The sequence below is a fragment of the Corynebacterium sp. LK28 genome (genome assembly GCF_014335105.1).
GTDB lineage: Bacteria > Actinomycetota > Actinomycetes > Mycobacteriales > Mycobacteriaceae > Corynebacterium > Corynebacterium macclintockiae.
Genome location: NZ_PDGZ01000008.1, coordinates 159,562 through 174,352 on the forward strand (window position 1 = coordinate 159,562; position 14,791 = coordinate 174,352).

Here is a 14,791-nt window from a genome sequence, read left to right on the forward strand (position 1 = left end):
GCTAGACAGCAAAAGAGGACCCCACGGAAAGACCATGGAGCCCTCTAAAAACTAACCTACAGTACCTACTGCGGATCACCGATGATGACCATCGCGTTGCGCAGCACCCGGTCGCCCAGTCGGTAACCGCGGCGCAGGATGGTGGCCAACACCTTGTCGTCGCCGCTGCTCGTGTCCTGTACAGCCTCGTGGCAGGTCGGGTCGAACTCGTCGCCTTCCTCGCCGAACTTCTCCACCTTCATGGACGCCATCACAGACTGCAGCTTGTCCGACATAGACTTCAGCGGGCCGGTCAGGTCGCCGTGCTGCTCCGCCATCTCCAGGTCATCCAGGATCGGCAGGAGCCCGGCGGCCACCTCTGCCTTCGCGCCAGTGATCACGCTCTCGCGATCGCGCTCCACGCGGCGGCGGTAGTTGGTGTACTCCGCCGTCACGCGCTGCAGATCCTCGGTGCGTTCGGCCAGCTCAGCCTCGATGCTGTTACTGTCGTCGCTGTTGCTGTCGTCGTTACCTTCGTCGCCATTCTTATCGACGCCCCCAGCCTCAGCCGCATCCACTTCAGCGACGGAAGCAGCGTCAGCGTCTGCAGTGTCGGCGGAAGCAGCGTCAGCCACAACATCCTCAGAGGCCACGCCCGGATCCTGATTCAGATCTTCAGACATTACTTCTTATCATCCTCTGCGGAAGTGTCCTCGTCGACAACCTCGGCGTCCACAACGTTCGGGTCATCGGTTGCTGCGGAGCCTGCAGCGTCTGCACCGGCACCCTCGGCACCGGCGGCTGCCTCTGCCTCGTAGATGGCCTTGCCCATCTCCTGAGACTCGGCGTTCAGCTTCTCCACTGCATCCTTGATGGCCTCAACGTCGTCACCCTTCAGGGCCTCGTCGACAGCCTTGGCTGCGTCCTCGACCTTGGCCTGGGTCTCTTCGCTGACCTTGTCCTTGTTATCCTCGACGAACTTGCGGGTCTGGTAAGCCATGGACTCAGCGGAGTTGCGGACCTCCTGCTCCTCGCGGCGCTTCTTGTCCTCTTCCGCGTGGGTCTCGGCGTCCTTGACCATGCGGTCGATCTCCTCCTGGGACAGGCCGGAGCCGTCCTGGATCTTGATCGTGTTCTCCTTGCCGGTCGCCTTATCCTTTGCGGAAACGGAGACGATGCCGTTGGCGTCAATATCGAAGGTGACCTCGATCTGCGGAACGCCACGCGGTGCCGGAGCGATACCCGCCAGCTCGAAGGAGCCGAGCAGCTTGTTGTGCGCAGCCATCTCGCGCTCACCCTGGAAGACCTGGATCTGCACGCTGGGCTGGCTGTCCTCAGCGGTGGTGAAGGTCTCGGAACGCTTCGTCGGGATGGTGGTGTTGCGCTCGATCAGCTTGGTCATCACGCCGCCCTTGGTCTCGATGCCCAGGGACAGCGGGGTGACGTCCAGCAGCAGCACGTCCTTAACCTCGCCGCGCAGCACGCCGGCCTGCAGAGCAGCACCCACGGCCACAACCTCGTCCGGGTTCACGCCCTTGTTGGGCTCCTTACCACCGGTCAGCTCGGTGACCAGCTCGGAGACGGCAACCATACGGGTGGAGCCACCGACCAACACGACGTGGTCGATCTCGTCAACGCTGATCTCCGCGTCCTTCAGCACTGCCTGGAACGGGGCCTTGGTGCGGTCCAGCAGATCCTGGGTGATCTTCTGGAACTCGGTGCGGGTCAGGGTCTCATCCAGGAACAGCGGGTTCTTGTCCTCGTCCACCGTGATGTACGGCAGGTTGATGGACGCCTGCTGGGAGCTGGACAGCTCGATCTTGGCCTTCTCTGCTGCCTCGCGCAGGCGCTGCAGGGCCATCTTGTCCTTGGTCAGATCCACGCCATGGCTTGCCTTGAACTTGTCAGCCAGCCAGTCGACGATGCGCTGATCCCAGTCGTCGCCACCCAGCTCGTTGTCGCCGGCGGTTGCGCGAACCTCGACCACACCGTCGCCGATCTCCAGCAGGGAGACGTCGAAGGTACCGCCACCCAGGTCGAATACCAGGATGGTCTGCTCCTTGTCGCCCTTTTCCAGGCCGTAGGCCAGGGCGGCTGCGGTCGGCTCGTTGACGATGCGCAGGACGTTCAGGCCGGCAATCTGGCCGGCATCCTTGGTGGCCTGGCGCTGTGCGTCGTTGAAGTAGGCGGGAACGGTGATGACTGCGTCGGTCACGTCCTCACCCAGGTAGCTTTCCGCGTCGCGCTTCAGCTTCTGCAGGGTGCGGGCGGAGATCTCCGGAGCGGTGTACTCCTTGTCGTCGATGGAAACCTTCCAGTCCGTGCCCATGTGGCGCTTGACGGAGCGGATGGTGCGATCCACGTTGGCGACCGCCTGGTTCTTAGCGGACTGGCCAACCAGAACCTCGCCGTTCTTGGCGAAAGCCACGATGGACGGGGTGGTACGGGATCCCTCGGAGTTGGCGATGACCTTTGCCTCGCCGCCTTCCAGAACAGACACCACAGAGTTGGTGGTTCCCAAGTCAATACCTACTGCACGTCCCATAGTGGGGTACCTCCTGTTGTTTTAATCCTTCGTCGGATTGCTGTTATCAGTCATCGAGCCTTTAGTGTGGACGACTCAACTCATGCTCTCCAGTATCCGGAGTTTTTCTCTCTAGTCAAATCTTCTTGAGTCAGTCACACTCAACCTGCTCACACCCTACTCAACTCATCGCACGTCAAACTTGTTCCCGATCGGCTCAACTTTTTTGAAAATTTTTTACAGATTCACCCCTGAACCTTCCCTGAAATGCGCAAACCCGCCCCATCTGTTTTGATAGTGGGCATGAAAAACCGCATACGCATAAACCGCGCCCTCATTTCCACCCCGTTGGCAGCCGCCCCGCTTGTCGCTACCTCGATCCTCGCTGGGTCGGTCATTGCCGCCCCCACAGCCTTTGGTGCAACCGCAGCCGCCGCCCCTTTTTCTTCCGCTACCCCTTTTGGTTCCGACGCCTCGCTCTCCGCACCGCAACTCCCCGCAGGATCGACTTTCCCATCTTCCGGCGCTCTGAAAACTGGCGGCCAGGAACAAACTCACTACAACGGCGCGTTCGACCTCGGCCAAGCGAGCAAGGATCCCAACGTGGGTGGACTATCCGGGCTTACTGCCCTCGCCGATGGCTCCTACCTCGCCATCTCGGATGACAAAGGCGATCATGGCCCCACGCGCGCCTACCGCTTGAACATCGACAACAACGGGCGGGCAAAGGTCACTGGACAAGTTATTTTCACCAAGCCAGATGGCAGCGCATACAACCCCAAGGAATACGATGCGGAGGAGATCCAGCAGCTACCTAACGGCCATTTGCTATGGACCACCGAGGGCGAATCAAAGGGATCGAAGAACCGCTCACCCCTTGTCATCGAATCCGATAGCAACGGGCGGGAAATCCGGCGCATCCATCCCCCGCACTATCACGTCCCCGACCACAATGCAGCAAAGGATATTGAACAAACTAAAGGGATAAGCCCCAACAAAGGCCCGGAGGGCATGACAATTTCTCCTGATGGGGAAACTTTTTACACTCTCAACGAGAACTCATTGGTGCAGGATGGGCCAATCAATACTCCCGAGGCGGGTTCCAAAACTCGGTTGACCGCTTACAGCACTGCAACCGGCAGGCCCAAGGCCGAGTATGTGGTCGAGGTGGACCCCACGTACGCCCCCAAGGCCGATCGCGGGTACGCTTCCTTGGCTACTTCCCCGGATGGTAGCCTCTACGCGCTGCAGCGCGGTTACATCCCCAAACAAGGTAACCGCGCCGAGATCTACCGTTTGAGTCTGGAAGGGGCCACCAATGTGCTTGGCCGGGAGCGCTTGGACGGTAGCGAGGTGCCCGTTAACCGCGAGAAGGTCTTCGATTTCGCTGGACAAAAACCCAGTGACATTCACAAGCTCGGTGACAACCAAAGCTCGAGTGGCGATAAGGCTAACACTGAGGCAAGCCCCAACATCTCTGCATCCCCCGAAAATGTTGAAGGCTTAACCTTCGCGGCCCCGCCTGCCCACTCCGCAGATGTGCCGGCTCACGGTTCCGTCACCACCGGCTCCCTTCCTGCGGGCTCCTCCGCCATCGGAAACCACGCCGGCAGCTCCACTTCCCCGGCGAAGTTAAACCGCGTGTACTTAATCTCGGACGATAACTTTAGTGATTCGCAGCGTACGTTGCTCCATTCTTTGGACATCCCCCAGCGCTAATTATCGCTCCTCACCAGCACAGGCGCGGAACGCAAAGTTCTAAGCCTGCGGGGTGGTTTCGATAGTCACTGTCCGGTCAGCGCACGCTGCCAATAACCGATGGTCGTGGGAAATCAATAGCACTCCGCGGTTCGCCCGCACGGTCTCGCGCAACATCTCCACAATTTTCGCCGTCGCAATGGGGTCGAGCATTGAAGTCGGTTCATCGCAGATGAGGAAGGCGGGATCCATCACAGTTGCGCGGGCCAAGCATGCTCGCTGCAGTTGCCCATCGCTTACCTGTGCTGGTCGGCGATCAAGCAATTCCCTATCCAGCATTGCTCGCTTCGTATGATCCTCCACGCACTCGCGAATCACTTCCCTATTGTGCTCCCCGGCGATCAATAAAGGTTCAGCGATGATCTCTCGGAGAGTCCACCGCGGATTGCACGCATCCCGAGGGGATTGGCTCACCAACGCTATTCGTGATCGCCGGCGATCTCGCCCCGTCACCACAGGTTCTCCGTCAATCGTGACCTTTCCCGAATCTGGGAGGAAACGCCCGGAAAGCAACTTGGCCAACGTCGTTTTGCCAGATCCTGAAGGTCCGATCAGCCCCACGAGCTCACCGCGTTCAATGTTCAGTTCAATTTTCTCCAAGACGAGTTTCCCCGCATAGGAATAGGTCACCTCGGTAGCTTTAAGCATTTCTCTCCCCTACCTCGGTTTGGTATTCAAGGCCTCCGCTGGGCAAAGCCCCAACCAACGCGTGACCAAAGTCGGTTTGCGGTGCAGCCCAAAACTCGCTGGCCTGTCTACTTTCCACTACTTCGCCCTCATGCAGCACAAAAATGTGGTCGCACGCTTCCCATTCTCGAAGGTCCTCTAGATCGTGACTTATCAGCATTACTCCGAGCCCCAGATCCTTGGCCGCGGACCGCAGTAGCTCCAGCGTCTCCTTCGTCAATTGTGGGTCCAATGCTGCGGTGGGCTCGTCTGCGATAAGGAATTGCGGATCTCCCGCCAACGCCGCAGCAAGCGCCGCTCGCTGCGCCATGCCGCCCGATAGCTGGTGTGGGAAATACTCGCTGACCTCAGAGTCAAGGTGAACGCGTTCTAACAACTCCTCCACATCCAAGCCACTGCCATGCCGATCGATAATCTCCTGGAGCTGGGTTCCAATCCTCCTCACGGGCGTAAAGGACAAGGCCGCGGCTTGGGGAACAAAACCCACCGTTGAGCCCCGCACACTAGCGAAATCAGTACTGTTCCAGTCTGCTTCATCAGCAGTGGTTTCATCGGCTTCCGCAACGTGAGCGGATCCACCAGCTTCCGTATCTTGGGTGACCCCGCTGGGTTCAAGGTGCCCTTTGGTCGCCCCGTGCGCTACACAATTCCCATCAGGCACCTCAGCCGGACAAAGCGAGACCTTCCCTTCTACTCGAGCCCCTGTTGGGACCACCCCAATCAACGCGCGCCCCACGGTCGATTTGCCAGAACCGGAGGTTCCGATCAGCCCGGCCACTTCCCCACGGCGCACGGTCAGGTTCACCCCACACACAATGTTTTTTGCCCCCACCTCTACGCCAAGCCCACGAGCACGGAGCTCCCCCAACTCGCTCGTCGCCTCAGTTGGCTCCGCAGGCTCCGACCTACGCCCTCTGCGGCCTGCCCCGGCTTCTTTCTGCAGTGCTGACTTCTTCTTTTGCTTTCCGACGCCACGCTCTGCCCGCGCTGTCGCTCCTCGGGTCAGCGATACCCCAGACATCGTGGTGAGCAGCAAGATCATCGCTGGGAAAACCAAAGCCCACCACGTCCCACGGGTGATGTCTTCGCGCGCCAAATCCATGAGCGTTCCCAGTGATGGCTCGTCAGCCTGGATGCCCAGGCCAAGGAAGGACACGGTGGATTCGTGCCACACAGCGTGGGGAGTGAGCATCGCCATCGCTACCAGTGCTTGACCAGAAGCCGCTGGTGCCAAATGCTTGCGCAGCACCCAGCCAAACGAGGCCCCTGCACCGTACGAGCACTGCACCGTTTCGGACGCGCGGACCGTCAACACCGCAGATCGCACGATACGCGCAACCGGTGACCAGTGAGTCACAGCGATGGACCCCACGATGGCAGCAACGGATCCCTGGAATAGTGCGACAATAACCACTGTCAAAATGAGGTGCGGAATGGCATTCACGGCATCGTTGATGCGCATAACAATGCGATCGACCACGCCACCGAGCCCCGCCGCCAATAAGCCGACGAGCACGCCCAATGTCGTAGCGGCAACCGCAGCCGTAAGCCCGATGAAAAGGGAAACCCGCAAGCTTTCTGCGGTTCGTACGAATAGGTCGAACCCAAAGTGATCAGTACCGAAAACATGCGCGGCAGTCGGTGAACGCAGGGAATTGGCAAAACTTGGAGTTCCCGCCTCGAAGATGGCGGGAACTATAGCTGCATACAGCACCAGAAGTGCAAAAACGCTTAATCCAATGAGGTGCCCACGCATCCACCTGCGGACACTCTGTGTCCGCGAATGCGTGCTAAACCCCTGTGCTTCAGCGCTGCCAATATCTAGATGAGCACTGTGTGCTTTCAAGGCTGAGTTATTCGAACTAGGGCTGTGCTCATCGGAGGAAAGAGAACTCTTGTTAGACATCGCTTACCCTCGGGTCGATAAATACGTAGGACAGATCGCTCAATAGAGATCCCAACATCACCACTACCGTGGTCGCGACCGTGGTGAATGCCAGCAGGTGAAAGTCCACGGCCACAGCCGATTCCACCGTGGCTTGCGCCAACCCCGGCCAGGAGAAAACCGTTTCCACAATCACTGCTCCGACGACCATCTCGCCGAGGCGCGCTCCGATCAAAGTGATCAGCGGCATGAGCGACATAGGCAGCACATGCCGAACGAGGATCGTGTGTTCGGAGAGACCACGCAAGCGCGCGTTGGCAACCGCTGGCGACTCAACGGCTTCGGCAGTAGAGCGTTGCATCGTCAACAAAGGCCACGACAGCTGCGAGATCGCTAGAACGACAGCCGGTGCGATGAGATATGGCCCCACCGTTCCCAGTGACGGGGACTTACCGACCGGCGCGGCTCCTCCCACGGGGATGAGGTGCCAGAACACGCCAAAAAATAGCACGCTTCCTAGGGCATAAATGTAGGAAGGAGTAGCTGCCACAAATACGCCCAACGCGGTTATCGCCCGATCCACCACTCCGCCGGGTCGGCGAGCAGCACTCAAGCCGAGAAGCGCTGCAATCGCCAGCATCAGCAACAGGCCCGCTCCGGATAGCAGCATCGTCCACGGCAGGCGCTCGCCAATAACTTCAACAACCGGTTTGCTGTACACCCGGGACCAACCCAGATCACCTGTAAAAACGTGCCCCCACCAGGAGGCCCATTGCTGGTACCACGGGGCGTCGAGCCCCAAAGAAGAGGCAATGCTCGCGCGTTCTTCGGCAGTGTAGTTGCCGTAGTTCGCGCCGAGGTGGTGCGCAAGGGGATCAAACGGCGACAAGGCAGCGAGGCCGAACATGATGAAGCTGACCACCACGGTTGACACGGCAATGAGCAACAAGCGCGTACCAACCATCCGGCCGATCCCGCCGAGGTTATCCCGGCGCCCCGGCAATACAAACCTGCGCCAGGACTGCCGAGTTTTTGCTGAAGTGGGTGCCCCGTCTGAACCGGAAACTCCGTTTGAATGAGATGCTCCAGCCGAGCTTGTCTTATCTGCAATCCGAACAGCACCAACGTGACCAGGAGCAGGATAACCAGCACCAGTGTGACCTTCAGCGGTGTGAACGTCCGCAGTGTTCACAGCGGCTCTGCCATGAGCGGAGTTAGCAGCAGAAGAAGTGGTAGAAACCGCTCTCATGAGTTATTTCTTCCAAGCGACTAGGCGCCACCAAGGCCCCCACGTCACGCCGTGAATATGGGGCTCGAGCAGGAGATTCGGTTTCTTCCACGAATTTTCCTTTGAGACGTAAATGTGGTTGACGTTCGCCAAAGCCAGCATGGATGGGTTTTCTGCGTGCTCGGCTTGGATCTTGCGCCACAGTTGGTTGCGCTTCGCCTCTTCGTTCTCACTGCGCGTCTCATCCAGCAGGTCATCCATTTTCTTGGAGCCGTAGTTGCCTGGATTGGCCCACTTACCCGTCGCGGGTGTGCGTGTGTGCAAATACTCATAGGCCATCACCGTGGCGTCATAAGGGGCCGATCCGCCGCCCAAAACGACCGACACATCGTGTACCTTCGGTTCGATGTCATGCCACGTGCTGGACTTGGTTTCGAACTCTAGGCCCAGCTTCTTCATCTGCGAGGCGAACTCGATGGCGATGTCTCGGCGTAGCGTGTCGTTGCCTGCATAGTAGAGGTCTACGTGGAAGAGCTTACCGTCTTTTTCCCGCACACCCTGGCTGTTCTTCTTCCACCCAGCTTCATCGAGTAGTTTCTCCGCTTTGGCCACGTCGTGTTGGAAATCCAGGGATGGATCGTGGGCATCACCGTAGATTGAGGACAATAGTCCAGAGATCGGAGTGCCCTGCCCTGCCAATGGTCCATCAATAAATGCCTGCCGATCAGCGGCGAGGTTCAATGCCAAGCGCACCTTCGGATCGGCGAACTCGGGCGTTTCAGGGAAAGAAATACCCCGCCAATCAGCCGTCTTGGTGACATCCACGCTGATGCCATCCTTACCTTCTAACCCCTTCAGTTGGCTGGGCGGAATAGCCGCACCATCAATTTCACCAGCAGCTACGCGCTGCGCGCGGGCCGTATCATCCGCAGCGGTCGTAACAACCAATTCCTTGACTTCCGGCGCACCGTCAAAATAGTTGTCGTTGGCTTCAAAGATCGTTTCATCACCCCGGCGCTCCTTCAGGTGGTAAGCGCCAGTACCCACGGGTTCGGTATTCAGCTTGCTTTGGGTAACTGCCCCTTTGCCCAGCATCTCGGAGGGAGCGATCGCGTAGGTGAGTCGCGACAACATTTCGGCAAGTGGGGAACGCAACTTAAACACCACGGTGTGCGGATCTTGGATCTGCACCTCGTCGATGATGTCGTAGCGGCTGACTACTTCGGAACCGACGGAAATGTCTTTGGCTACGTCATACGATGCCTTCACATCTTCGGCATCGAAATCAGAACCATCGCTGAACTTCACTCCTTCTTTGAGCTTCACAGTCCACTTCGTGGAGTCAGCATTGTGTTTCGGCATTTCCGCAGCCAGTGCTGGCACAAAGTTCGGAACCTTGTCTGACGACGATGGCTCTGGTCGCAGCAGACCGTCGTAGATCGGGCTCACCCCGGTTTGGGCATATCCCGTCGCTGGGTGGAATCCATCGCCAGCTTTACGGTCTGCCAAAACCAGCCGGGTGGGGTACTGGCCCTCCCCACCGGAAGCTTGGCGGCTCGGGTCACCGCAGGCTACCAGCGCCCCTCCAATCATCACGCTGGTTAAGGCACATGCTGCCCCTCGCCGCAGTTTTGTTCGCATACGTCATTCCTGTCCAGCACCCTATTTAAGGCGCTTATTGCAATTCATTGTCATTATTAGAAAAGAAACTACCTTACGGCATATTTAGATTTCAACCCCTTGAACTTTTCTCGACAGCACCGCAGGGTGCCTTAAGCTTGGACGCCATGGACATCTTCACCCGCGCCACCCCTGAACCCCCTCATGCGTTGCGACAGCATTTCACAATGAGCTCCCACCCCTGCGATACACATACCGTCTACTCCATTGCCCCTATGCAGTTCAGGGGCTCTCATGCCACCGACGCCACGCGCTACAGCCCGCACACTTCCGCCTTGGCGGAGATTCCACCCGAACACGCAGCTTCACAGGCTGTTCTTTTTATTGCGCCACACTCCCCCTCGGAGCCATTCACAAACAGACATTGGAACCTCGTCTGGCAACTCGCGGAAACCGATCTTCGAGTTGAAATACCAATCCCCCGCGCCAATAAAACTTCCACATCACCTTCCACTCCTCCCCCACACCCCACCACAGCATCTTCAACGCACCCCGGCACAGCATCTTCAACCGCTACCGCCTCCCCCACAGGCTCTGCGACCATTCGCCAAACCTACCGCAACCTCCTAACAGACCACGGCCCTCAACTCGTAACAGCCATAGCGGAATCGTCATGCATCCCCGAGTTATTGGACGCACTCCAGGAAGCGACCGCACCGCGCACCATTGTGCTGCTGGCGCCCCAAGCTAAAGACATAACCCTACTGAAACAGCTCTTCGGAGCCGATAGTTCGATCACAGACCGTGCGTTAGACACTGAAGTACACATCTTCTTCGCCAAGAAGGATAAGGGAAGCCCGGGGATCGTCGACGAGGCGTCGAAATTAAAGAAAAATGGAGCCACAGTCATCCTCCACGAAGGCGCTAGCGGCAACCGCCTATACCATCTGCGACATTCAAAGGCAGGGCGCGCAGCCCGGAAAGCGATCATTTCTGTGGCGCACAACACAGCAGCTCGGGATATTTAAGCAACATCACCGTTTCTAAAATACTGCCAAAAAATAGGTGCGACCAGCGGAGAAAACTTCACCAAAGCCCTGTTCAATTGTTAATCTACCTAGCAAGTAATTAGTTCATACATATTCCGATTCCAGCTCGGATGTGAACTACTTGACTGAGTCAACGTGGCTCATACAGGACTTGCGAGGAGCACAATAATGGACCTGCTTGCAGCAGGGCAGGCGACGTCCAATGACATTCCGTGGAACATCACCGTTCCACTGGGCATCATTGGCGCACTGCTTTCACTGCCCGCCTGGATTTTCTTCATCCGTGGCGCGGCGCAGATCTTTACCACGATCCGACTGGGCCAACCGGCGCTGAAAAGGACGGACAACCCCGCCGGCCGACTGATGAACCTGATCAAGGAGATCATCGGCCACACCAAGATGGCCAAGAAGCCCGGCGTGGCAATCGCCCACTGGCTGGTCATGGTCGGCTTCCTGCTGGGAGCCATGGTGTGGTTCGAGGCCTACATTCAGATCTTCGACCCCGAGGGCGGCTGGCCGATCATCGGTGGCTGGGGCCTGTACCACTTCGTGGACGAGCTGCTAGGCCTGGGCACCGTCATCGGCATCATCACGCTGATCATCATTCGCCAGAAGATCGGCGACAAGGATAAGAAGGCCCGTTTCTACGGCTCTAACTCCGGCGCGGCGTACTTCGTCGAGGCCGTTGTGCTGATCGAGGGCCTGGGCATGATCTTCGTAAAGGCCTCCAAGATCGCCACCTTCGCCAGCTACGAGGGCGGCCACGCGGCCACCGACTTCTTCACCATGCAGCTGGCCAAGATCCTGCCGGAATCCCCGCTGCTGGTTTCCATCTTCGCACTGATCAAGCTGCTGTCCGGCATGATCTGGCTGTTCATCGTGGGTCAGAACGTCAAGTGGGGCGTGGCATGGCACCGCTTCATGGCGTTCTTCAACATCTTCCTGAAGCGCAACGCTGACGGCCGCAACGCCCTGGGCGCAGCGAAGCCGCTGACCTCCGGTGGCCGCATGCTGACCATGGAAAACGCAGATCCAGAGGAAGACGCGATCGGCGTTGGCAAGATCGACGACTTCACCTGGAAGGGCTGGATGGACTTCACCTCGTGTACCGAGTGTGGCCGCTGCCAGGAGCAGTGCCCGGCTTGGAACACCGCGAAGCCGCTGAGCCCGAAGCTGCTGATCACCAGCCTGCGCGACCACGCCATCGAGTCCGCGCCGTACCTGAAGGCCGCACGCAAGGACGCTGCCCACGCAGGTGGCATGTTCTCCGGCGAAGGTGCCACCGACACTGCCGTTCTGGACGATCCTTCTGTTGACGCCCACGCGGACATGCCTTTGCTGCAGCTTGTCGCTGCGGGCGAAATGGGTGTTATCGACCCCGACGTGCTGTGGTCCTGCACCAACTGTGGCGCCTGTGTTGAACAGTGCCCGGTAGACATCGAGCACATCGACCACATCGTCGATATGCGCCGCTACCAGGTGCTTGTTGAGTCTGACTTCCCGACCGAGCTGGGTGGCCTGTTCAAGAACCTGGAGACCAAGGGCAACCCGTGGGGCCAGAACAACAACAAGCGCTCCGACTGGATCCAGAAGGCCAAGGAAGACGGCATCGAGGTGCCAGTCTTCGGCGAGGACATCGAGAACTTCGACGACACCGAGTACCTGTTCTGGGTCGGCTGTGCGGGCGTGTACGACGACAACGCTGTGAAGACCACGCGTGCCGTCGCTGACCTGCTGTACACCGCCGGCGTGAAATTCGCCGTGCTGGGCGAGGGCGAAGGTTGTACTGGTGATTCCGCCCGCCGTGCCGGTAACGAGTTCCTCTTCCAGATGCTGGCAGAGCAGAACATCGAAATGCTGGACAACGCCTTCGAGGGCGTGCCGCCGAAGCAGCGCAAGATTGTTGTGACCTGTGCACACTGCTTCAACACCCTGCGCAACGAGTACCCGGACCTGGGCGGTAACTACCAGGTTGTCCACCACACCCAGCTGCTGAACAAGCTGATCCGTGAGGGTCGCCTGGAGCCGGTATCTGCACCGCAGAACGGCCGTCAGGTCACCTACCACGATCCGTGCTTCCTGGGTCGCCACAACAAGGTCTTCGAGGCTCCGCGTGAGCTGATTGGTGCCTCCGGTGCCAACCTGGTGGAGATGGATCGCAACCGCGATACCGGCTTCTGCTGTGGTGCTGGTGGTGCCCGCATGTGGATGGAAGAGCACCTGGGCGAGCGCATCAACCTGAACCGTACGGACGAGGCTCTGGCTACCGGCTCGGACGCCATCGCCATCGGCTGCCCGTTCTGTAAGACGATGATGACCGACGGTGTGAACAACCGTCAGTCTGAGATCGAGAACAAGGAAGACCGCACCAAGGTTCTGGATATCGCCCAGATGTTCCGCGAGTCCGTCCTGGTCGACGGCGAGCTGCCTGCACCGAAGTCTCCGGAGTTCCTGGTAGCACCGGAGCGCGGCTGGGTTGACGAGGAGAAGCTGGCTCGCGAGGAAGCCGAGCGCAAGGCCGAGGAAGAAGCCAAGAAGAAGGCTGCCGAGGAAAAGAAGCGCAAGGCTGAAGAGGCCAAGAAGAAGAAGGAAGCCGCAGCCGCTGCTGGTGGCGCTGCCGCCGCGGGTGCCGCGGCCGCTGGTGCCGCTGCTGCTGCCCCGAGTGCTCCGAGTGCTCCTGCAGCACCGGCCGCTCCGGCTGCTCCTGCAGCACCGGCAGCGCCTTCCGCTCCTGGTGCACCGGCGGCTCCTGCAGCACCTTCCGCTGGCGCACCTGCTGCCCCTGGCGCTCCTGCTGCTCCGGCTGCTCCAAAGGCTGGCGCACCTGCTGCCCCGGGTGCTCCGGCAGCTCCGGGTGCTCCGGCAGCTCCGGGTGCCCCTGGCGCACCGGCAGCTCCGGCCGCTCCAAAGGCTGGCGCACCGGCAGCTCCGGGTGCTCCGGGTGCTCCTGCAGCTCCGGCTGCTCCAAAGGCTGGCGCACCTGCTGCCCCGGGTGCACCGGGTGCTCCTGGCGCTCCAGGCGCTCCTGCTGCTCCGAAGGCGGAGCCAGCCAAGTCCGCTGAGGCCGAGGCTCCCAAGGCCGAGCAGGAAGCTCCGGCAGCTCAACAGACGCAGCCTGCAGCCCAGCCCGCTCAGGATGGTGGTCCGATCAAGCTGACCGCCACCGCTCCGGGCGCACCAGGCGCTCCAGCTGCAGCTCCCGCAGCACCGGCTGCGGCTGCTGCTGGCGCAGGTGCCGTCGCTGCAGGCACTGGTGCCGCTGCTGCCGCGTCCAGCGACAACGACGCCGACCAGGCGGAGGCTCAGGAGTCTGCTCCGGCAGAGGCCGAGGCTCCCAAGGCCGAGCAGGAAGCTCCGGCAGCTCAGCAGGCGCAGCCTGCAGCCCAGCCCGCTCAGGATGGTGGTCCGATCAAGCTGACCGCCACCGCTCCGGGCGCTCCGGGTGCACCAGGTGCCCCGGCTGCAGCTCCCGCTGCACCGGCTGCGGCTGCTGCTGGCGCAGGCGCCGTCGCTGCTGGCGCAGGTGCCGCTGCTGCCGCGTCCAGCGACAACGACGCCGACCAGGCGGAGGCTCAGGAGTCTGCTCCGGCAGAGGCCGAAGCTCCTAAGGCTGAGCAGGCTGCTCCTGCCGCTCCCGCTGCCCCTGCGGCTCCGTCCGCTCCGGCAGCGGAGACGGCACAGCCCGCACAGCCCGCGGCACAGCCCGCACAGGATGGTGGCCCGATCAAGCTGTCGGCGATGACGCCAGGCGCTCCGGGAGCACCCGCTCCTGCTGCCCCTGCAGCCGCCGCCGCAGCTCCGGCTGCTGCCGCAGCAGCACCGCAGGCTGAGGCACCACAGGAGGCACCAACCGCAGAGGCTCCCGCCGAGCAGCCGCAGGCCGAAGCAGAGGCTGAGGCTAAGGCACCGGCAGCTGAGGCTCCCGCCGAAGATGCTCAGCCAGCTCAGCCAGCCCAGCCAGCTCAGCCTGCCAACGATGGCGGACCGATCAAGCTGAACACGATCGTTCCGGGCGCTCCGGGAGCTCCCGGCGCACCAGGCGCACAGTAAGCGCGGCTAAG

9 protein-coding genes are annotated in these 14,791 nt (G+C 60.3%); 3 read left to right on the plus strand and 6 right to left on the minus strand.

The features are described 5' to 3' along the window. Window positions 1–65: 65 nt before the first annotated feature. Together grpE and dnaK are read right to left on the minus strand one after the other, a co-directional pair. Window positions 66–662, minus strand: a complete 597-nt coding sequence (gene grpE / locus CRD15_RS02990; protein ID WP_187401866.1) for a nucleotide exchange factor GrpE — start codon at window positions 660–662, stop codon at window positions 66–68. Then, a complete protein-coding gene (dnaK, locus tag CRD15_RS02995) occupies window positions 662–2,524 on the minus strand; it encodes a molecular chaperone DnaK (protein WP_034969393.1) in 1,863 nt (620 codons plus the stop codon). The genes grpE and dnaK overlap by 1 nt, the downstream gene beginning before the upstream one ends. A 246-nt stretch (window positions 2,525–2,770) precedes the next feature. Here dnaK and CRD15_RS03000 point away from each other — a divergent pair, with 246 nt between their 5' ends. After that, a complete protein-coding gene (locus tag CRD15_RS03000) occupies window positions 2,771–4,222 on the plus strand; it encodes an esterase-like activity of phytase family protein (protein ID WP_255463710.1) in 1,452 nt (483 codons plus the stop codon). Window positions 4,223–4,261: 39 nt separating this feature from the next. Here CRD15_RS03000 and CRD15_RS03005 read toward each other — a convergent pair whose 3' ends face one another. The 4 genes from CRD15_RS03005 to CRD15_RS03020 form a co-directional block, all read right to left on the minus strand. Beyond that, window positions 4,262–4,909: an ABC transporter ATP-binding protein gene (locus CRD15_RS03005; RefSeq protein ID WP_187401867.1), complete on the minus strand. Its 648-nt coding sequence runs from the start codon at window positions 4,907–4,909 to the stop codon at window positions 4,262–4,264. Further along, window positions 4,902–6,704, minus strand: a complete 1,803-nt coding sequence (locus CRD15_RS03010) for an ATP-binding cassette domain-containing protein (protein WP_187401868.1) — start codon at window positions 6,702–6,704, stop codon at window positions 4,902–4,904. The genes CRD15_RS03005 and CRD15_RS03010 overlap by 8 nt, the downstream gene beginning before the upstream one ends. A gap of 142 nt (window positions 6,705–6,846) precedes the next feature. Then, a complete protein-coding gene (locus CRD15_RS03015; RefSeq protein ID WP_187401869.1) occupies window positions 6,847–7,797 on the minus strand; it encodes an ABC transporter permease in 951 nt (316 codons plus the stop codon). Between the two features lie 288 nt (window positions 7,798–8,085). Next, window positions 8,086–9,654, minus strand: coding sequence for an ABC transporter substrate-binding protein (locus CRD15_RS03020; RefSeq protein ID WP_255463716.1), 1,569 nt, complete (start codon window positions 9,652–9,654; stop codon window positions 8,086–8,088). A 716-nt stretch (window positions 9,655–10,370) separates the two neighbouring features. On the opposite strand from CRD15_RS03020, the gene CRD15_RS03025 reads away from it, so the two are divergent. After that, complete coding sequence (locus CRD15_RS03025; RefSeq protein ID WP_005297142.1) at window positions 10,371–10,709, plus strand: hypothetical protein; 339 nt, start codon at window positions 10,371–10,373, stop codon at window positions 10,707–10,709. Window positions 10,710–10,898: 189 nt separating this feature from the next. After that, complete coding sequence (locus CRD15_RS03030) at window positions 10,899–14,780, plus strand: (Fe-S)-binding protein (RefSeq protein WP_187401871.1); 3,882 nt, start codon at window positions 10,899–10,901, stop codon at window positions 14,778–14,780. Window positions 14,781–14,791 lie beyond the last annotated feature (11 nt).